Below are 19,547 nucleotides of genomic sequence, written 5' to 3' on the forward strand. Positions count from 1 at the left end.
TAAGCCTCTTTTCTAACAATAAGATTGAACGGGAGCGAACGTTTTTCGGTGAATAGTTGTCGGTCCGTATGCCTGAAGAGCTTCAAGATGTTCTTTCGTTCCGTAGCCTTTATTTTTTTCAAAGCCGTACATGGGGTAGGTTTTGGCGTACTCAGCCATGAGACGGTCCCGCGTTACTTTTGCTATGCAGGCTCCGGCGGCAATTGACACGCTTTTGGCATCCCCTTTTATAACTGATGACTGCGGAATGTCAAGCGGAAGGGTCATGGCATCAACAAGCAGATAATCAGGTGTTTCCGTTAAAGCATTGACGGCTTTTACCATCGCCAGTCTCGCAGCCTCATAAATGTTGATCCGGTCAATAACGTCCGCATGGACAATGCCGACTCCTACAGCCGCCGCTTCTTCCGTGATCCGGCTGTAATACTCCTCGAGCTTCTTTTCCGACAATTTCTTCGAGTCCGTGAGACCGAGAATCTCGCATTCTGCCGGCAAAATGACGGCGCCGGCGACAACCGGTCCGGCAAGCGGCCCTCTTCCGGCTTCGTCAACACCCGCAATCAGGCGGAAGCCCTTTTTGGATGACAGTCTTTCGTATGCCGTCATGTTCAGCCATTGCTCTTTAAGAGCTTTTTCCTTCGCGTGCTTTTTCAGCCATTGCTCTAAAAGCGTCTGTACGCTTTTTCTCGGGTCTTTCTCACATTGGGCAAGGAAGGGGTCGCTTTCGTCCCTGATCTCTTGCAGGCGTTCTTTTACGCTTTTTACGGTTAATGTATTCACGTTCTCTTCTCCCTTACATTATGTATATCGGTATTCTGCGGAAAAAATAAAGACCCGCATCGCTGCGCGTCTTTATTCTGATGGTGCTTCAAATGAAAGCCTGCCGAATTTTTCCGTACGGATGTCCCGAATGATGACTTCCGTTGTTTTATCATAGTCAACCATTCCGCCGCCCATCAAACAGCCGCGTTTTTCACCGATCGCGTCGAAAAGAGCGGCGATATCCTCAGGGATTTCCTGAAGTCCGTAGCGCTCCTTCAAACGGTCGGGATAATGCTCTTCCAGAAAGCGCAGCCCGAAAACAGCCACATCCTGCAGGTTGATAATCGTATCTTTAATCGCCCCGGTGATCGCCAGGCGCAAGCCGACAAGCTCATCTTCAAATTTAGGCCATAAAATTCCCGGTGTATCGAGCAGCTCTAATTCCTTGCCTACCTTTACCCACTGCTGTGAAGTGGTAATGCCGGGCCTGTCTCCCGTCTTGGCAATGTTTTTTTGGCCAGCCGGTTAATGAGCGTAGACTTGCCGACATTCGGAATGCCGATGATTAATGCGCGGATTGCTCTCGGCCTAATGCCTTTTGCTTTCATTTTATCGAACTTATCCTTCAACAGCTCTTTCGAGGACGGCACGATTTGATGCAGTCCCTGCCCGTTAACGGAGTTTATTGAAAGAGAGGGAATGCCCTGTTCCTGAAAGTGGTCCTTCCACTGGGCAGTCACAGCCGCATCCGCCTTATCGGCTTTATTTAAAAGCATAATGCGCGGCTTATTTTTTAAAATCTCCTCAATCATCGGATTTCTCGATGACATCGGGATTCTCGCATCCACCAATTCGTATACGATATCAATTAATTTCAGTTTTTCTGTTACTTCCCGTCTCGCTTTAGCCATATGGCCCGGGAACCATTGAATGGTCATGTGACTTCGACACCTGCCTTATTTACCGGAACCGGATGTTCCGATGATCTCTTATGTATTTTACGTTGCTTGTTCCGCTTTTACAAATTTCATATAAAAAAGAGCCTGTTACGGGTAACAAGCTCTTTTCGTTCGTTATCATTATCGTCTGATTTCTTTAATACGAGCCGCTTTTCCGCGAAGTTCACGCAGGTAGTAAAGCTTAGCGCGACGTACTTTACCGTAACGTACAACTTCGATTTTCGCGATTTTTGGTGTGTGTACAGGGAATGTACGTTCAACGCCAACACCGTAAGAAATCTTACGAACTGTGAACGTTTCGCTGATTCCACCACCACGACGCTTGATCACAACACCTTCGAAGATCTGGATACGCTCACGGTTACCCTCAACAACTTTTACGTGTACACGTAAAGTGTCACCAGGACGGAACGCAGGAAGATCAGTGCGAAGCTGTTCTTTTGTGATATCTTGAATTAGTTTTTGCATCGTTTTCAACTCCTTCCAACAGATGCTCTTGGCCACAACTGCAAGGCACAGCGGAACATCGTTTTCAAGCTTCTGAAGGATAAGCCTCCTTAAGCCACAAGTAGTATCTTATCATATCTTCATCACCTGCGCAATAGAATCTATTCGTTTTCCCACTCGGAAATCCATTTTCTTTGCTCATCAGTGAGAGGATAGTTTTCAAGAAGATCCGGACGTCTTAAAAAGGTTCTTCTGATTGATTCTTTATTGCGCCATTCTTGTATTTTGGCATGGTTGCCGGACAGAAGGGTCTCAGGCACTTTTAAGCCTTTATAATCTGCTGGCCTCGTATAGTGCGGATGCTCTAAAAGCCCCGTGCTGAAGGAATCCTCCACGTGGGATGCTTCTTTTCCGAGGACGCCCGGCAAAAGCCTGACAACGCTGTCGGCAATCATCATGGCAGGGAGCTCTCCCCCGGTCAGCACAAAATCCCCGATGGAGATTTCATCAGTGACAAGATGTTCCCGGATCCGTTCATCATACCCTTCATAATGTCCGCAAATAAACATGAGATGTTCCTCTTCCGCCAGCTCCTCGGCTTTCTTCTGCGTATAACGCTCACCTTGCGGGCAGACGAGAATAATGCGCGGCTTGGCGTCCGTACCGGCTGTCAGCTTTTCAACCGCATCAAATACGGGCTGCGGCTTTAACACCATCCCGGCTCCCCCGCCGTACGGGTAATCATCAACCGTTTGGTGTTTATTATCCGAAAAAGCCCGGAAATTGATGACGTCAAAACGGACAGCCTCTTTTTCCTGTGCTTTTTGCAGAATGGATGAGCCGAGCACCCCTTGAAACATTTCGGGAAACAGTGTTAAAAAGTCGATTTTCATTCGTCTATTAACCCTTCCATTACATGAATCTTAATTTTCTTCTCATTTATATTAATATCCTTTACCACAGAAGCAATATACGGAATGAGCGCATCTTTTTTGCCTTTTCTTGCAACCACCCATACGTCATTAGCCCCGGGCGTCAAGATTTCCTTCACTGTGCCGATCAGTTCCCCGTCTTCTGACACAACCTCGCAGCCGATGATTTCATGAAAATAAAATTCATCTTCTTCAAGCTCTCCCAAGTCTTCTTCAGGGACTTTGATCACCATGTTTCTTAAGTGTTCGACTTCATTGAGACTCGGCATTTCTTTGAATTGCAGCAGGTGAAACTGTTTGTGAAGCCTGTGGGCGCTGACCGTTACTTTGATTGGCTCCGCAGCCCCTTCCGCAAACAAATAGAGCGTATTGCCGGGCTTGTACCGTTCTTCGGCGAAGTCCGTTTTAGAAATGACCCGCACTTCGCCTTTAATGCCGTGGGTATTTACAATTTTGCCTACATTAAACCATCTGTTTGTCATATTATCACCTCGGGCGGATTTCAATTACTACCCCGTCTTTTATGACGATGGTATTTGCCGCTGTTTTTTCATGCCAGTTATCACCGACATTGATTGAAAGCAGCGCATCGATCTCCTTTTCCTTCACTTCGCTTCCAAGCGGGAGCGACTCTGTCTGGCTTATTTGGAAATCGATCATTTTGATTTTGTCTTGTCTTTTTTCAATGGCTTTTTTAAAAGATTCCGCTACATCGGGATTCTGCTGATCTTTTTCATGTTTTCTAAGCTGAAAATAGAGCTGGCTGCATTCTCGTTCAAGCGTTTGCTTTTTTTCTGCAAAAGAGGCCAAAAGCTTTTCCTTGCTTTGCTCGGTCAGAACCTGCATAACGGTTACCCTGTGAATAATCTGCATAGGACCAGACTCCCCACTCTTCCAACATATTTCTGTTCATTTGCCTTTTTTACGTGTAAAAAAAGGGGAGGTGCCGGCCCTCTCCCTTTTTCAGTCAAATATTTCAAATTGAACTTTCTTAGAAGACTGTGCGCCAGCTGCAAAAACGACGGTTCGAATCGCTCTTGCAGTCCGGCCTTGCTTTCCGATAATCTTACCGGTATCTGACTTATTGACAGATAAGCGCAGCGCAATCTTTTGATCAGTCTCTTCCTTTGTGACCGTTATGTCTTCCGGATGGTCGACAAGCGGAGCCACAATGCTGACAATCAAATCTTCCAAGTTCTGATCAGTCATTACTTGCCTTGTTTAGCGTTGTGGAATTTTTCCATAATTCCTTGGCTTGAGAACAAGTTGCGGACTGTATCAGAAGGTTTAGCTCCTGTTTGCAGCCATTTAAGAGCAAGCTCTTCGTTGATTTTCACTTCAGCCGGCTTTGCAACCGGGTTGTATGTGCCGACTGTTTCGATGAAACGGCCGTCACGCGGTGAACGAGAATCTGCTACAACAATACGATAGAAAGGAGATTTTTTTGCTCCCATACGTTTTAAACGAATTTTTACTGCCATTTTACTAGCACCTCCGAAAATATTTCAACAAGATAGTATATTAACAATGATAAAAGTGTTTGTAAAGTGTTTTTCTTAACAACGGTTTTATCATGTATAACCGATTACATAAAAGGTAATTTAAAGCCTTTTTCTTCCCTTTTGACATGTTGGTCATCTGCTTCATCATTTTTTTCATTTCCTCAAACTGCTTTAAAAGACGGTTGACTTCCTGAACGGATGTTCCGCTTCCTTTGGCAATCCGCTTCCGCCGGCTGGCGTTAATAATATCCGGCTGTTCTTTTTCAAGAACAGTCATTGATTTAATGATCGCTTCCACATGATTCAGCTGTTTTTCATCGACTTGGATGTTTTTTAAGCCTTTCATTTTGCCTGCGCCGGGCATCATTTGCAGCAGTTCGTCAAGAGGCCCCATGTTTCGGACCTGGCCGAGCTGCTCCAGAAAATCATCCAATGTGAAGCTCATCGTTCTCATTTTCTGCTCAAGCTCTTTGGCTTTGTCTTCATCAACGGTCGCCTGAGCTTTTTCAATCAGCGTCAGCACGTCACCCATTCCGAGAATCCGGGATGCCATCCGTTCAGGATGGAACGCTTCAAGAGCATCGAGCTTTTCTCCCATTCCGGCGAATTTAATCGGCGTTTCGGTGACCGCGCGGATAGAAAGCGCCGCACCTCCGCGGGTATCCCCGTCAAGCTTTGTTAAAATGACGCCCGTTAAACCGAGCTGGTCATTAAAGCTTTTGGCGACGTTTACCGCATCCTGACCGGTCATTGAGTCGACGACAAGGAAAATTTCCTCAGGATTTGCGACTTCCTTTACACCGGAGAGCTCATCCATCAGTTCATGATCGATGTGCAGCCGTCCGGCGGTATCTAAAATCACATAATCATGATGCTCTTCCTTCGCTTTTTCAATCGCCTGTCTGGCAATTTCCACCGGGCTGACCTGATCGCCAAGCGAAAAGACCGGCATATCAAGCTGTTTCCCCAGTGTTTCCAGCTGTTTAATCGCGGCGGGGCGGTAAATATCCGCAGCCACGAGCAGCGGTTTGCGGTTATGTTTTTTGCGCAGCAGGTTGGCAAGCTTCCCCGTGGTTGTCGTTTTACCGGCACCTTGGAGCCCGACCATCATAATAACGGTCGGCGGGCGTTTGGCGGCGGCAATTTTGCTTTCTTCGCCGCCCATCAGCTCGGTAAGCTCTTCTTTTACGACTTTAATAACCTGCTGACCGGGTGTCAGACTCTGCATGACGTCCTGTCCGACAGCCCGTTCACTTACTTTTTTCACAAAATCCTTTACGACTTTAAAGTTAACGTCAGCCTCAAGAAGCGCAAGACGGACTTCACGCATCATCTCTTTTACGTCTTGTTCGCTGACTTTTCCTTTTCCGCGGATTTTTGAAATCGTCTTTTGCAGTCGGTCGGCTAATCCTTCAAATGCCATTGTTTGCCGCCTCCTAATCTAATTTCTCAAGCGCTTCAATCAGAGCCGTCATTTTTTCCTCTTCCTGCAAGCCGGAAGCAAGCTCTTTCAGCTTTGTAAACATTTCTTTACGCTCCTGAAACTTTTTAAAAAGGAGCAGTTTTTCTTCATATTGTTCAAGCATCGCTTCAGTCCGTTTGATGTTATCGTAAACGGCTTGCCTTGAAACGTCATACTCTTCGGCTATTTCACCAAGGGAGAAATCGTCCAGATAATAAAGCGACATATAGCTCTTTTGTTTTGACGTCAGCAACGACTGATAGAAGTCAAACAAATAGTTCATTCTCGTCGTTTTTTCGAGCGACATTTGAGCTCTCCCCTTTGTTAAGTCAAATCCCTTTACAAAAACTTAGTTTACATGGTTTCAGAGCGTGTGTCAAGTTTTTATCTTGTCAAAGCATGATGCTCTTTTTACATAATAAGAATAAGTGTTTTCAAAAAAATTCATACAGACCGTCGTTAAAATACTCGAATTCTTGTTTTGATACACGATAGCGGCAATAGCCTTCGTAAAAAGCATTGAGGCATGCTTCATTTGTGACAAAACGACTGATCGCTAATGATTCATCATATCGCGGATCTCCCGCCGATATTCCCGCAGCATCGATAAACAGATAGACCTCTCCGTCTTTCACCAGCACATTATCAGTCGTGCAGTCACCGTGAATCATTGTCTGCTGAACAGGAACAGGCCTGTACCTGTCCAAATCCTTCAAAAGCTCTGCACTTCCTTCAGCTTGTCCTTTTTTGACATATTCCGCGGCTCGTTTGATTTGCAGATCGAGCCAGTCTGTTTCCGGCTGTAAACCAGAGACCATTTCGGTTTCATGCAGCCGTTGCAGAAACTGGCCGAAACTTTTGATCAGCTTTTTCTTTTCAGTATCCCCTTTTGCTTTTCTTAAAGCCGAAGTCAGGGTGATTCCATCCTCAAATGACATGATGATATGGCTGGCATGCTGTTCCTGTATCATCCCATAATAAATAGGAACAGGCAGACGACGAGTTTCCGTCAGTTGTTGTAAAACGAAGGCTTCTCTCATTAACCATTCCCGATACTTCTGTTGAAAAGAACTTTTCAGCAGAAATGCGTCTTGGCCGGTCACTATTTTTCGAACGGTTGAAGTGCCTCCCTGTTCATCCAGCAGCGACATATGGTTTATCGCGCCGATCTTACTTTCCAATTCAGCTTTAAGCCATTTGTCCAACAACTGCCCCCTCCATTCCGATCTATCAATGCGTATAAAAAACGAGTATAAAACCGTCCCTTTTATACTCGTTTTTATTCATTAATCCTCGGCTTTTTCAACTAAATCCGAAAAGAGACCGTATACGTAAGATTCTGCATCAAACCGCTGGAGATCGTCAACCTTTTCTCCAAGGCCGACCAGTTTCACGGGGATGTGAAGCTCATTGCGGATCGCCAGGACGATACCGCCTTTTGCGGTGCCGTCAAGCTTCGTTAATGCGATACCCGTCACATTCGTCGCTTTGGAGAATTCTTTCGCCTGTGCCATCGCATTCTGGCCTGTCGTCGCGTCAAGCGCAAGGAGAACCTCATGCGGAGCCTCAGGCACTTCGCGTTCGATGACGCGTTTGACCTTTTCAAGCTCTTTCATTAAGTTAACTTTATTCTGAAGGCGGCCGGCCGTATCACAAATCAGCACATCCGCTCCTCTTGCTTTAGCCGCGTGTACGGCATCATAAATAACCGCCGCAGGGTCGCTTCCGGCAGCCTGCTTAATGACAGGCACGCCTGTACGCTCTCCCCACACTTCAAGCTGTTCAATCGCCCCGGCTCTGAAGGTGTCTCCGGCAGCGAGCACAACGGATTTGCCTTCATTCTTCAGCTTATGGGCAAGTTTTCCGATCGTTGTCGTTTTTCCGACGCCGTTTACCCCGACAAGCAGAATAACGTTCAAACGCCCGTCCTGAATATTTAATTCAGAAATCTGTTCGTCGCCGCTGTTATAAATGTCGACAAGCTTTTCAGAAATGACGGACTGCACTTCCTGAGGATCCTGGATGTTTTTCAGCTTCACTTCTTTCTTGAGCTCATCAATCAGCTCCATGACGGTTGTAAAACCTACGTCAGCGCCAATCAGCACCTCCTCAAGCTCCTCGAAGAAATCCTCGTCGACTTTCCGGTAGCGGGAGACGAGTTCGTTCACTTTATTTGAGAAGGAATTTCTTGTTTTTTCAAGACCATCTTTAAATTTTTCAGAGACGGAGTCTGTCTGTTTCGTGATTTTCTCTTTTAATTTTTTAAAAAAGCTCATCTTTCAACCTCTTTCCTCGTTACTGAACGAATTCTTTTGTTTCTTCCAGTTTGACCGAAACCATTCGGGAAACGCCGGATTCCTGCATCGTAACACCGTAGAGGACATCCGCTTCTTCCATGGTGCCTTTTCTGTGGGTGATGACGATAAACTGGCTGTCGCCGCTGTATTTTTTTAAATATTGCGCAAACCTGAATACATTGGCTTCATCAAGCGCAGCTTCCACTTCATCAAGGACGCAGAACGGCACGGGCCTTACTTTCAGAATAGAGAATAAAAGGGCAATGGCAGTCAGCGCCCGTTCTCCCCCTGACAAAAGATTTAAGTTTTGCAGTTTTTTGCCCGGAGGCTGCGCGATAATGTCCACCCCGGAATTAAGAAGATCATTCGGATCAGTCAGCTTCAGTTCAGCCCGTCCTCCTCCGAATAAAGAACGGAACACATCGTTGAATTGAGAACGGATCTGGATAAACGTTTCATGGAATCGCTTCGTCATTTCAGAATCCATTTCTTCAATGACTTGAAACAGTGTGTTTTTCGCTTCCGTCAGGTCATTTTTCTGCTCTGTTAAAAACTGATACCGTTCGTTTACTCTTTCAAACTCATCGATGCTGCCGAGATTGACCGTTCCGAGCTCTTCAATTGAAAGCTTGATCAGTTTGACCCGTTTTCTCGCCTCTTCAGGCTCGAGTTCAAGCTGATATTGTTCTTTTGCCCCTTCAAAGGATAAGCTGTACTCCTCGCGTAAATACTGCAAGAGATTATCAAGCTCAACTTCCATCCGGCCGAGTTTTACCTCTTCATCTTTCAGAATGTCCGTTTTTTGCTTGTACAGACGCTTCATCTCTTTCAGCTCAAGCTCGTTCGTATCAAGCGCCCGCTGTAGCTTCACACGCTGATCGCGCCGGCTGGCGATCAATTCGATCGTTCTCGTTTTATCGTGAAGCTTATGATGGGCTGCTTCTTCAAGCTGCTCCTCACCGCTTGTGCTGGACGTCATCTCTGAGGTCAGGAGGCTTAAATCTTCCCGTGTTTCTTTCAGAGCGAGCTGCGTTTCTTCAAGCTCTTTTTTCAGCCTTTTGAGGTTGTCTTCTTCACTCGAACAAGCCTGTTCTTTTTTCGCAGCAGCCACTTTACATTCCGTCAGTTCATGAGAGAGCGTTTCTTTTGTTGAGGATAGGGTCTGCTTTTGTTTTGTCAGCCTTTCCATCTCTTCCTCAAGCTCTTTCAGCTGGCCGGATGCCTCACTCAGCTGTTCTTCCAGAGCTGATTTGCGCGTCTCTTTTTCCCGGCTGCTTTCCGTCAGTGATGCTTTCTCCTGATCGTAAAGCTCCAGATGGGTATTGATGTTCTTTTCAGCGACTTCGAGTTCATACAGCCTGCCTTTTACATCCTGCTGCTTTGTTCTGTAAGATTCACCGTCTTCACGGAGACCGCTCAGCGTATGTTCAAGCTCTTGAATGGCCTGCTTCAGCGTTTTGACCTCTTTTTCGAGCAGAGCTGTTTTTCTTCCATTTCGGCAAGCCGCGCAGTCACCGTCTCAAGCTCACGGCTTCTGCCGAGCAGAGAATTGTTTTCTTTTTGACCGCGCCGCCTGTCATTGATCCGCCTGGATTGACGACATCACCCTCAAGCGTCACGATGCGGTAGCGGTGCCCGAGAAGCTTGGCCAGTTCATTCGCGCCTTTTAAATCTTCAGTGATCAGCACGGTGCCGAGAAGGTTTTGAATGACATTCCGATACGCGGCATCATATGTGACAAGCCCGCTCGCTGTGCCGAGGAAAGACGGATGCTTCTGAGCCGTCTGTTCATCACGGGTTTGGAGCTGGCGCGGTTTCATAACCGTAAGCGGCAGGAACGTCGCACGGCCGAAGGAATTCTGTTTTAAATATTGAATCGCTTTCCGCGCCGCCTGCTCGTCGTCTGTGACAACGTGCTGCGCCGCTGCGCCGAGTGCAATCTCGATCGCCGTTTCATATTTTTGTTCGGTGGCAATCAGTTCGAGAACGGCGCCGCGGATGCCGCCGAGCTGCTCTTTCTGCTTCAGCACTTCTTTTACGCCTTGGTAAAATCCTGAAAAATCGCCTTGCATCGTTTCAAGCATATCTTTTTTGGATCTGGCCTGCTGGACGAATTGATATGCCTGATACAGCGCTGATTCTTTCTTTTCATATTGGCGTTTTTTCTGTTCATATGCTGTCTGGACTTCGCGAAAGCGGACGACCTGATTGTGAATATCCTCTTCAACGGCAGCCAATTCTTCTTCGCACGCCGCTTTGCGGACTGTAATATCGTTACGTTCTTCAAGATATTTTTCATTGTTTGCGGTCAGTCTCGCCTGCTGGACCGCAGATTGGGACATCTGGTCATCTAAAAGCTGCAGCTCGTTGCGAATCGACGCCTGGCTGTTTAACAATTCAAAGTAATCGCTTTTTAATTGTTCAATTTTCTCTTCTACATTTTCATTATGCAGACTGAGAGCCTGCTGCTTTTCTTTCACTTGGGCGTTTAACCGCTTCACTTCCGCACGCAGCTTATCATAGACGGCAGACTGTTTTTCAATGTCCGCTTTCAGTTCGGCTTCTTTGTTCGTGTAATGTGTAACGGATTCCTCAAGCTGTTCCCGGTTTTGCGCGGCGTTTTTTTTGCGCTCTTTCAGCACTTCTTTCCGGCCTTCCAGCTTTTCCAGCTCTTCACTTGTCACGAGCAGAACCTGCTGCAGTTCGTTGACGGATTCATCAAGCGCGTGGATTTTATCTCTCGTCTCTTCTATCATCGCTTCTTTTGCGGATAGAGCCGATGATTCCGCCAATTCTTCTTCTTTAGCAGCCTGCACCTTGTCTTTTAAACCCGACCATCTGCCATGCAGTTCTTCGATATCAAAGGCGGTAAGGGCAATTTCGACATGCTCAAGCTCTTTCTTTTTTCTAAGTAGTCTTTGGCGATTGAAGCCTGGATTTTCAGCGGTTCGACCTGATCTTCAAGCTCGTGGAGAATATCTTCCACCCTGTTTAAGTTATCCTGCGTCTCAAACAGTTTGTTTTCCGCTTTTTTCTTTCTTGTTTTATATTTCAGCACGCCGGCCGCTTCTTCAAAAATACTGCGGCGGTCTTCCGCTTTGCTGCTGAGAATCTCTTCGACTTTCCCCTGGCTGATAATAGAGAATGCTTCTTTTCCGAGCCCGGAGTCCATAAATAAGTCAATGATGTCTTTCAAACGGCACTGCTGATTGTTGATGAGAAATTCACTCTCTCCGGAACGGTACACCCGTCTCGTCACGCTGACTTCGTGGTAATCGATCGGGAGAAAATGATCTTCATTATCAAGCGTTAACGTGACTTCGGCAAGGTTCAACCGCTTGCGCGAATCACTTCCCGCAAAAATGATATCTTCCATTTTTCCGCCCCGAAGCGAGCGGGCTGATTGTTCGCCGAGCACCCAGCGGATGGCTTCGGTAATGTTGCTCTTTCCGCTGCCGTTCGGACCGACAACGGCCGTGACGCCTTTTACAAAGTCAACGGATATCCGTTCTGCAAATGATTTAAATCCTATAACGTCTAAACGTTTGAGGAACATCCCAGATCCTCCTTATCGTATAAGTATCTCAATATTATCATAATCACCCGCTTATATCAGGCGCAGACATACTGAAATCCCCCTAGGGATACAGGGGGATTTTATTGTTTCGTATGATGTTTTTGCAATTTTGCAAGAGCTTCCTGTGCCGCATGCTGCTCGGCTTCTTTTTTGGAACGTCCGTTCCCGATACCGAGCGCCTCACCTTTAAGAGAGACCAGCGCCTCGAATTCCCGGTTGTGGGCAGGCCCTTTTTCATTGAGAATTTTGTACTCAAGCGATCCTTTTCCGTCCCGCTGTACAAATTCTTGAAGCTGGCTTTTGAAATCCATCACATGAGAAAAAGCACCATCGTTTATTTTAGGGAACACGTACACTTTCAGGAATTGCTGAACCGGGTCAAGGCCCTGATCCAGATACAGTGCGCCGATAAACGCTTCAAACACATCCGCTAAAAGCGCAGGACGCTTTCTGCCGCCCGTCATTTCTTCTCCTTTTCCCAAGAGAACAAGATCGCCGAATGACAATTCGTGGGCAAGTGAGACGAGTGACGGCTCGCATACGATAGCGGCTCTCAGCTTCGTCAAATCTCCTTCACTCATGGCCGGATATTTGGCAAATAAGAATTGGGAGATCGTCAGTTCCAAAACAGCGTCACCTAAAAATTCAAGCCTTTCGTTGTCTTCATACGGCTTTTTCCGATGCTCATTCACATAAGATGAATGTGTAAATGCTTGATACAAAAGTTTCTCGTTTTGAAAATGAACCGAAATCCGTTCTTGGAACTCTTTAAATTGCTCTATTTTTTTATAGAACTTTTTTTATCTTTAAAATGTGAGTGTTTTGACATAGTAACCTCCATAGGCACATCAGGTTCACCGCGCTCCCCGCCGTAAACGGAATCGGCAGCGCGTACAGCGTCAGACGCCGGTAACCGAACGATTAAAGGGCTAAAGCCCCGCTGTCAGGCGGGACTTTTAGCATCAGCTTATTGCTGGTTTTGTATGTAGTTCACAGCGTCGCCGACTGTTGCAATCTTTTCAGCATCTTCGTCAGAAATCTCCATATCAAACTCGTCTTCAAGTTCCATAACAAGCTCAACTACATCTAGGGAATCAGCACCTAAGTCTTCCTTGAAAGAAGCTTCAAGTTTGACGTCAGCTTCATCAACGCCAAGGCGGTCTACGATGATTTTCGTTACACGCTCTAATGTATCTGCCATAGCAATTCACCTCCCCTCAAGTATTATAGAGGATTCGTTTTTAAAAAACTAGAGAAACTAGGATGAAATTTTAAAAACAAATCTTTACATCACCATTCCGCCGTCAATATGAAGGGTTTGGCCCGTCATATAACGCGATCCTTCAGAAGCAAGGAACGTAACAACGCTGCTGATATCGGAAGGATCACCGAAACGCGCGAGCGGAATCTGCTTCAGCATTTCATCTTGGACTTCTTTAGAAAGCTTGTCCGTCATATCTGTGGAAATAAAGCCCGGAGCAATGGCATTGACCGTAATATTGCGGCTCGCAAGCTCTTTGGCTGATGACTTCGTTAAGCCGATTACACCGGCTTTTGCCGCCACATAGTTCGCCTGGCCGGGGTTTCCGCTGACGCCGACGATTGATGATACGTTGATAATCCGGCCGGAGCGCTGTTTCATCATCTGTCTTGTCACGGCTTTCGTGCAGTTGAATACACCTTTTAAGTTAATGTTAATGACGTCATCCCATTCATTTTCTTTCATTCTCATCAGAAGATTGTCTTTTGTGATCCCCGCATTGTTCACGAGAATGTCAATTGAAGAAAATGCAGCGACAGCCTCTTTCATCATGTTTTGTACTTCTTCGGAATTTGATACATCGGCTTTTACCGCGATCGCGTTTCGGCCCAAAGATTTGATTTCATCTACGACTTCGTTCGCTTTCGCTTCATTCCCGGAGTAGTTGACTACTACGTTACAGCCGTTTTTCGCAAGATCAAGCGCGATCGCCCGCCCGATTCCGCGGGACGCTCCCGTTACCACTGCTGTTTTTTCATTAAGCATCCTGATTCTCCTCCTTCAGCGTTTGAATCGCCAGTTCGATGGTTTCATGGTCAGAAACCGCGATTGTTTTAAGGCGGCGGTTCACTTTTTTCACAAGGCCTGAAAGCACTTTTCCCGGCCCGATTTCAACAAACGTCGTGACGCCTTCGTCAATCAGTTTGTTAATGGTTTCTTCAAAGCGAACAGGTGAATACAGCTGTTCGATCAGTTTTTTCTTGATATCGTCTTTTTCTGTCATAACGTCAGCCGAAACGTTTGAAATCACGGGAACAGCCGCATTTTTTAACTCACAGGCGCTGAGCACCTCCTCGAGTTTTTGCGCTGCCGGCTTCATTAATTCAGAATGGAACGGTCCGCTTACTTCTAATGGGATTGCCCGTTTTGCTCCGTTGTTTTTCGCTTCTTTTGAAGCCAGCTCCACGCCTTTTGCCGTTCCGGAAATGACGATTTGGCCGGGGCAGTTCAAGTTTGCAAGCTGTACGAGATGACCGTTTTCCGTCACTTGATCCGTTACCTTTTTCAAGGACTCCGCATCCATGCCGAGAATAGCGGCCATGGCGCCTTCTCCGGCCGGCACGGCTTCATTCATGAATTCTCCCCGTTTTCTTACCGTGTAAACGGCATCCTTAAATGTCATCGCTCCCGCCGCAACAAGCGCCGAATATTCTCCGAGGCTGTGGCCGGCGGTGAAATCAGGCGTGATGCCGGATTCTTTAAACTTTTCCAATACGGCGATGCTCGTTGTCAACAGCGCAGGCTGCGCATTGTATGTAAGGGTTAATTCTTCGGCGTCGCCTTCAAAAATGAGCGAGCTCAGCTTTGTTTCAAGCGTTTCATCCGCTTCATCAAAAATACGTTTTGACGCTTCTTCGCGTTCGTACAGGTCTTTTCCCATACCGATATATTGTGATCCCTGTCCGGGAAATAAAAATGCAATCTTACTCATGATGCGGTAACCTCCAGACTACTCATCTGTTTTTTCTTCTTTTACTTCTTCTTCTATAAATGCGGCCACGTTTTGGCTGACCATTTCTCTCGCCTGGCGCAGCGCATGGTAAACAGCGCGTGCGTCAGAAGAGCCGTGCGCTTTAACGACGGGCGCTTTCAAACCGAAAAGACTCGCCCCGCCGTACTCAGAATAGTCCATTTTCAGTTTCATTTCCATCAGCTTCGGCTTCAGCACTCCCGCTGCGAGCTTAGAAACAAAACTTGAAGTCAGTGTATCTTTCAGCATTTTGAAAATCGATAACGCTGAACCTTCCAATGTTTTCAACGTGACGTTGCCCGTAAAGCCGTCTGTGACAATGACGTCAGCAGCGCCTTCGAGCAAGTCTCTCGCCTCAACGTTTCCGACAAAATTCACGTTTGTTTCTTTTAATAGTTCAAACGTCTTTTTTGTCAGGTCGTTTCCTTTCTTTTCTTCCGTGCCGACATTTAACAATCCGACGCGGGGCGAGCTGATTCCGAGAACCTGCCGGGCATATACAGATCCCATAATTCCGTACTGGACGAGATGCTCCGGTTTGGCATCGACATTGGCTCCCACGTCCAAAAGAAGGAAACCGTCGCCTGAAACGGTCGGAAGCGTCGGCGCAAGCGCAGGCCGGTCGATTCCTTTAATTCTGCCGACGATAAACAGTCCGGCTGTCATGAGTGCGCCCGTATTCCCCGCTGAGATGCAGGCGTCCGCTCTGTTTTCAGCCACTTCCTGCGCCATCAGCACCATAGAAGAGTTTTTCTTTCTGCGTACGGCGCGGACCGGTTCATCCGTCGGTTCAATCACTTCATCGGCGTGCAACACAGTGATGCGGTCTGATGTTGTTGGCAAGTGTGATTCTATCGTTGTCTTGTCACCGACCAGCGTAATATGAAGATCGTCAAATGCCTCAATACTCTTCATTACTCCGTCAATAACAGCTTTGGGTGCGTTGTCGCCCCCCATTGCATCTACAGCTATTCTCATGCATGCTCCACCTTTATGATTGTTTTGAACGGTACATGTCAAAGCTGCCGGAGAACACGACTTCTTCTCCCACATAGCTGTTGACTTCAACTACCGTTCTGCCTTTTTCTTTTTCGACTGCCGTCACTTTGGCTTTCGCAACGACGCGCTCGCCTTCTTTCACCTGTCTTGTAAAGCGGATATTTGCGCTTGCGGTCAGCGCCAGCTCATCATCAATGACGGCTACGGCGAGTGAGTTCGCCTGCGCAAACAAATGATGCCCCCGCGCAATTTGATTGCGGCTGAAGACATGCTCGCGTCTTACTTCTAATATGGAAATGGCCTGGCCGTCAAGCTCCAGATCAATAATTTCACCGATCACTTCGTCTAAAGACAGTGATTTCACTTCATCATCAAGCGTTTGTTCTGCCACGTTTTTAATTCTTTCCCTCAGCTCCGGTATTGAGAGCTCTAAGCGGTCTAAACGGATCGTCTGAATGCTGACGCCGAATTTCCCCGCTAATTCTTCATCTGTGATGAAGGGTGTCGATTTGATCGTCTGCTGCAATAATTTTTGGCGTTCTTTCTTGCTTCTTCTCATCTGTAAACACCATCCGGACAATTAAGACTAGGTACTAATAGTAGTATATAATCTCATAGATTGGAATGCAATGATTGTTTTTTGAAAGCCGCCGAATTTTGCAGAATCAGCTTAATTTCTCCCCTTCCAGGACGCCGCTTGAAAGTAATTGACCGCGCAGCATGCGGTATTCGTCATCTTTCCAAAAAGCCTTTGAAGACACCAGATTGGCCGCATCCTGGCGAGCCGTTTCCAAAGCTCTGTAGTCATGAACCATATCCGCCACCTTGAACTCGGGCATACCGCTCTGTTTTTTTCCGAAGAAATCACCGGGGCCGCGCAGTTCAAGGTCCTTTTCAGACAGCTCGAAGCCGTCGTTTGTCTCCGACATGATTCTCATCCGTTCCTTCCCGGTTTCGGATTTCGGATCTGCCATCAAGATGCAGAAAGATTGGTGGTCTCCCCGCCCGACCCGGCCGCGGAGCTGATGGAGCTGAGATAACCCGAAACGGTCGGCGTCATAGATGACCATAATCGTCGCATTCGGCACGTTCACGCCGACTTCTACGACGGTTGTTGACACAAGTACCTGACATTGATTGGCGCTGAATTCTCTCATCACCTGATCTTTTTCATCAGAATGGAGCTTCCCGTGCATCAGGCCGACATTCCATTTACCGCGGTAAACGTCAGACAGCATGTTATATACGTCAATCGCATTCTGTACATCCAGTTTATCCGACTCTTCAATGAGCGGGCAGATAATATAGGCTTGCCTTCCCTGCTTCAGCTCTTTTTCTATAAAAGCCAAAATCCGCTCCAGCATGTCGTGTTTCACCCAATACGTTTCGATTTGTTTTCGCCCCGCGGGCATTTCATCTATCACGGAAACATCCATTTCTCCGAAGACGGTAATGGCCAGCGTTCTCGGAATCGGAGTAGCTGTCATAAACAGCACATCCGGATCCTGACCTTTATTCTTGAGTTTTTTGCGCTGTTCGACCCCGAACCGGTGCTGCTCGTCCGTAATAACAAGGCTCAGCGCTTTGAATTCCACTTCATCCTGGATTAAAGCATGGGTCCCTACTAAAATATCAATCTCTCCGAGAGCAAGCCGCTCCAAAAGCTCCCTGCGCCGCTTTCCTTTGACAGAACTCGTCAAAAGCGCGATATTTACATCTTCATTTGCAAACAACGATACGAGAGAATCTGCATGCTGTTCGGCCAGAATTTCAGTCGGCACCATTAATGCCCCCTGATACCCCGACAAAATCGCAGCGTACAAAGCGATGGCGGCGACGGCCGTTTTCCCTGAACCGACATCACCTTGCAGCAGACGGTTCATTCGGTAAGGGGATGTCATATCAGCGGTAATTTCCCGAAGCACGCGCGTCTGTGCGGTTGTGAGCGAAAACGGCAGGCTGTCTGTGAAAGCGGCGAGCTTTTCAGCAGGAAACACATGGCTGATGCCTTTTGACTGTTCCCTTTCCGCTTTACGGAACGCCTGCATTTTCAGCTGAAATAATAAGAATTCCTCGTAAACAAACCGGCGTCTTGCCTGCTGTAACGATTCCCGCGTTTCAGGCTGATGCATCGTCTGCAGGGCATGTTTGTAGTCAGGAAGCTTGTAGCGGATTCTCAATTTTTCAGGAAGCGGATCGGCCGCACTGTCCAAATGATGCTGCAGCGCTTCCTTAATAAACCGTCTCATCATTTTTACGGTGACGTTTTCTTTAACGGAATAAACAGGCTCAATGCTTTTATCTTCTTGATGAGGACCGTTTTTTAATTCCTGCACGGAAACGGTCTGTCTGTGTTTATCCCATTTCCCGGATATCGTGACGACAGAACCTAACGTCAGTTTCTTTTTTAAGTAGGGACGGTTAAAGCAGACAGCGGTAATTAAATAATTGCCGACAAGCACCCTGAATGTCAGCCTGTTTCGTTTTTTGCCGTAATAGGTAAGAGAAGGTTCTGAATGAACCTTCCCTTCTACCGTCACTCTTTCTTCATGTTTTACTTCTTCTAAATCCCTCAGCTCATAGTCGTCATAACGGTAAGGGAAATAATTCAGAAGATCAGAAATGTCATAGATACCAAGTTCGTGCAATGTTTTTTCTGTTTCCGGCCCAATGCCCTTAATTTCCGCTATACTAGTTTGCTGATGGTGTGTCACTTGATTTCAGCGCTCCTCCGAAAATTTTTTTCTCTAATTCTCTTCCCGTCGGTGTCGCGGCTAAACCGCCTTGTCCCGTTTCACGCAGTGCTGTCGGCATCGTCTGGCCGATTTTGTACATCGCGTCAATCACCTCATCGCAAGGAATGCGGCTTGTAATCCCGGCCAGCGCCATATCCGCCGCGATCATTGCGTTGGATGCTCCCATTGCGTTTCGTTTGACACACGGCACTTCTACCAATCCGGCGACCGGGTCACATACGAGACCGAGCATATTTTTCAGTGTAATCGCCATTGCTTCCGCTGATTGCTGAGGCGTTCCGCCCGCCATTTCCACAATCGCAGCCGCTGCCATGCCTGATGCTGACCCGACTTCCGCCTGACAGCCTCCTGCCGCTCCTGAAATACTCGCATTATTTGCTACGACAAAACCGAACGCGCCGGCTGTAAACAGAAAACGGATCATTTGTTCTGTCGTAGGGTGCAGCTTATGCTTTACGGCGAATAACGTTCCCGGCACGACCCCGGCAGAGCCGGCGGTCGGTGTAGCGCAGATCGTTCCCATCGCCGCATTGACTTCATTTGTCGCCACAGCTTTAGAAACGGCGTCTAAAATCAGATTGCCCGACAGGCTTCTTCCCGATTGGATATATGCCTGAAGTTTCACGGCATCTCCGCCTGTTAAACCGGTCTGACTCGTGACGCCCTTCAGCCCTTTTTCAACAGCTGCTTCCATGACGGAGAGATTGCGCTCCATTCCTTGAAAGATTTCTTCCCGCGTTTTTTGCGTCACTTCCATCTCTTGGGTGATCATCACTTCCGAAATCGGAATTTGTTTTTCTTGAGTGATTTCTATTAATTCTTTTACATTACGAAACATGTCAT

The 19,547-nt window shown here is 47.1% G+C and carries 17 protein-coding genes and 4 pseudogenes; all 21 read right to left on the reverse strand.

The annotated features are described in order from the left end of the window. Positions 1-12 precede the first annotated feature (12 nt). The 21 genes and pseudogenes from D368_RS04490 to sdaAA all read right to left on the reverse strand — a co-directional run bounded on the left by D368_RS04490 (position 13) and on the right by sdaAA (position 19,542). Positions 13-780: a ribonuclease HII gene (locus tag D368_RS04490; RefSeq protein ID WP_094246942.1), complete on the reverse strand. Its 768-nt coding sequence runs from the start codon at positions 778-780 to the stop codon at positions 13-15. Between the two features lie 72 nt (positions 781-852). Next, positions 853-1,700 (reverse strand): annotated as a pseudogene (gene ylqF, locus D368_RS04495) (ribosome biogenesis GTPase YlqF). Between the two features lie 141 nt (positions 1,701-1,841). Further along, complete coding sequence (rplS, locus tag D368_RS04500; RefSeq protein WP_003154288.1) at positions 1,842-2,189, reverse strand: 50S ribosomal protein L19; 348 nt, start codon at positions 2,187-2,189, stop codon at positions 1,842-1,844. Positions 2,190-2,329: 140 nt separating this feature from the next. After that, the gene (gene trmD / locus D368_RS04505; protein ID WP_003154289.1) at positions 2,330-3,061 is read right to left on the reverse strand and encodes a tRNA (guanosine(37)-N1)-methyltransferase TrmD; all 732 of its coding nucleotides are present in this window, start codon (positions 3,059-3,061) and stop codon (positions 2,330-2,332) included. Beyond that, positions 3,058-3,582: a ribosome maturation factor RimM gene (rimM, locus tag D368_RS04510; RefSeq protein ID WP_003154290.1), complete on the reverse strand. Its 525-nt coding sequence runs from the start codon at positions 3,580-3,582 to the stop codon at positions 3,058-3,060. The genes trmD and rimM overlap by 4 nt, the downstream gene beginning before the upstream one ends. Positions 3,583-3,586: 4 nt before the next feature. Continuing rightward, entirely contained in the window at positions 3,587-3,973 is a 387-nt protein-coding gene (locus D368_RS04515; RefSeq protein ID WP_003154291.1) for a YlqD family protein, read from the reverse strand. 90 nt (positions 3,974-4,063) lie between these two features. Then, complete coding sequence (locus D368_RS04520) at positions 4,064-4,309, reverse strand: KH domain-containing protein (protein WP_007611392.1); 246 nt, start codon at positions 4,307-4,309, stop codon at positions 4,064-4,066. Next, complete coding sequence (gene rpsP, locus D368_RS04525; RefSeq protein WP_003154296.1) at positions 4,309-4,581, reverse strand: 30S ribosomal protein S16; 273 nt, start codon at positions 4,579-4,581, stop codon at positions 4,309-4,311. The genes D368_RS04520 and rpsP overlap by 1 nt, the downstream gene beginning before the upstream one ends. Before the next feature lie 104 nt (positions 4,582-4,685). Beyond that, a pseudogene (ffh, locus tag D368_RS04530) lies at positions 4,686-6,025 on the reverse strand (signal recognition particle protein). 13 nt (positions 6,026-6,038) lie between these two features. Beyond that, positions 6,039-6,371: a putative DNA-binding protein gene (locus D368_RS04535; protein ID WP_003154299.1), complete on the reverse strand. Its 333-nt coding sequence runs from the start codon at positions 6,369-6,371 to the stop codon at positions 6,039-6,041. Between the two features lie 127 nt (positions 6,372-6,498). Next, positions 6,499-7,269, reverse strand: coding sequence for a phosphotransferase family protein (locus D368_RS04540; protein WP_128574587.1), 771 nt, complete (start codon positions 7,267-7,269; stop codon positions 6,499-6,501). Positions 7,270-7,350: 81 nt separating this feature from the next. Next, positions 7,351-8,340, reverse strand: a complete 990-nt coding sequence (gene ftsY, locus D368_RS04545; RefSeq protein WP_003154301.1) for a signal recognition particle-docking protein FtsY — start codon at positions 8,338-8,340, stop codon at positions 7,351-7,353. Positions 8,341-8,359: 19 nt separating this feature from the next. After that, positions 8,360-11,917, reverse strand: a pseudogene (gene smc / locus D368_RS04550) (chromosome segregation protein SMC). Between the two features lie 101 nt (positions 11,918-12,018). After that, positions 12,019-12,767: pseudogene (gene rncS, locus D368_RS04555) on the reverse strand (ribonuclease III). 138 nt (positions 12,768-12,905) lie between these two features. Further along, positions 12,906-13,139 (reverse strand): acyl carrier protein, encoded by a 234-nt coding sequence (gene acpP / locus D368_RS04560; protein WP_003154310.1) that lies wholly within the window; start codon positions 13,137-13,139, stop codon positions 12,906-12,908. 84 nt (positions 13,140-13,223) lie between these two features. Then, positions 13,224-13,964, reverse strand: coding sequence for a 3-oxoacyl-[acyl-carrier-protein] reductase (gene fabG, locus D368_RS04565; RefSeq protein ID WP_003154312.1), 741 nt, complete (start codon positions 13,962-13,964; stop codon positions 13,224-13,226). Continuing rightward, positions 13,957-14,910 (reverse strand): ACP S-malonyltransferase, encoded by a 954-nt coding sequence (fabD, locus tag D368_RS04570; protein WP_015417458.1) that lies wholly within the window; start codon positions 14,908-14,910, stop codon positions 13,957-13,959. The genes fabG and fabD overlap by 8 nt, the downstream gene beginning before the upstream one ends. An 18-nt stretch (positions 14,911-14,928) precedes the next feature. Further along, complete coding sequence (gene plsX / locus D368_RS04575; protein ID WP_007409758.1) at positions 14,929-15,927, reverse strand: phosphate acyltransferase PlsX; 999 nt, start codon at positions 15,925-15,927, stop codon at positions 14,929-14,931. A 13-nt stretch (positions 15,928-15,940) separates the two neighbouring features. Beyond that, entirely contained in the window at positions 15,941-16,507 is a 567-nt protein-coding gene (gene fapR, locus D368_RS04580; protein WP_003154320.1) for a transcription factor FapR, read from the reverse strand. Positions 16,508-16,613: 106 nt separating this feature from the next. Next, on the reverse strand, positions 16,614-18,662 hold the full coding sequence (gene recG, locus D368_RS04585; RefSeq protein ID WP_015417457.1) for an ATP-dependent DNA helicase RecG: 2,049 nt from the start codon (positions 18,660-18,662) through the stop codon (positions 16,614-16,616). Then, the gene (sdaAA, locus tag D368_RS04590) at positions 18,640-19,542 is read right to left on the reverse strand and encodes an L-serine ammonia-lyase, iron-sulfur-dependent, subunit alpha (protein WP_012117539.1); all 903 of its coding nucleotides are present in this window, start codon (positions 19,540-19,542) and stop codon (positions 18,640-18,642) included. Before sdaAA ends, recG begins: the two co-directional genes overlap by 23 nt. Between the last annotated feature and the right edge of the window lie 5 nt (positions 19,543-19,547).

It is taken from the genome of Paenibacillus lentimorbus NRRL B-30488, from assembly GCF_000411595.1.
GTDB lineage: Bacteria > Bacillota > Bacilli > Bacillales > Bacillaceae > Bacillus > Bacillus velezensis.

What these genes read in the sequence shown, in the direction of transcription:
- rplS (WP_003154288.1), bottom strand. Translation starts at nt 2,189, where the DNA reads ATGCAAAAACTAATTCAAGATATCACAAAAGAACAGCTTCGCACTGAT.
- trmD (WP_003154289.1), bottom strand. Translation starts at nt 3,061, where the DNA reads ATGAAAATCGACTTTTTAACACTGTTTCCCGAAATGTTTCAAGGGGTG.
- rimM (WP_003154290.1), bottom strand. Translation starts at nt 3,582, where the DNA reads ATGACAAACAGATGGTTTAATGTAGGCAAAATTGTAAATACCCACGGC.
- D368_RS04515 (WP_003154291.1), bottom strand. Translation starts at nt 3,973, where the DNA reads ATGCAGATTATTCACAGGGTAACCGTTATGCAGGTTCTGACCGAGCAA.
- D368_RS04520 (WP_007611392.1), bottom strand. Translation starts at nt 4,309, where the DNA reads ATGACTGATCAGAACTTGGAAGATTTGATTGTCAGCATTGTGGCTCCG.
- rpsP (WP_003154296.1), bottom strand. Translation starts at nt 4,581, where the DNA reads ATGGCAGTAAAAATTCGTTTAAAACGTATGGGAGCAAAAAAATCTCCT.
- D368_RS04535 (WP_003154299.1), bottom strand. Translation starts at nt 6,371, where the DNA reads ATGTCGCTCGAAAAAACGACGAGAATGAACTATTTGTTTGACTTCTAT.
- ftsY (WP_003154301.1), bottom strand. Translation starts at nt 8,340, where the DNA reads ATGAGCTTTTTTAAAAAATTAAAAGAGAAAATCACGAAACAGACAGAC.
- acpP (WP_003154310.1), bottom strand. Translation starts at nt 13,139, where the DNA reads ATGGCAGATACATTAGAGCGTGTAACGAAAATCATCGTAGACCGCCTT.
- fabG (WP_003154312.1), bottom strand. Translation starts at nt 13,964, where the DNA reads ATGCTTAATGAAAAAACAGCAGTGGTAACGGGAGCGTCCCGCGGAATC.
- fabD (WP_015417458.1), bottom strand. Translation starts at nt 14,910, where the DNA reads ATGAGTAAGATTGCATTTTTATTTCCCGGACAGGGATCACAATATATC.
- plsX (WP_007409758.1), bottom strand. Translation starts at nt 15,927, where the DNA reads ATGAGAATAGCTGTAGATGCAATGGGGGGCGACAACGCACCCAAAGCT.
- fapR (WP_003154320.1), bottom strand. Translation starts at nt 16,507, where the DNA reads ATGAGAAGAAGCAAGAAAGAACGCCAAAAATTATTGCAGCAGACGATC.
- sdaAA (WP_012117539.1), bottom strand. Translation starts at nt 19,542, where the DNA reads ATGTTTCGTAATGTAAAAGAATTAATAGAAATCACTCAAGAAAAACAA.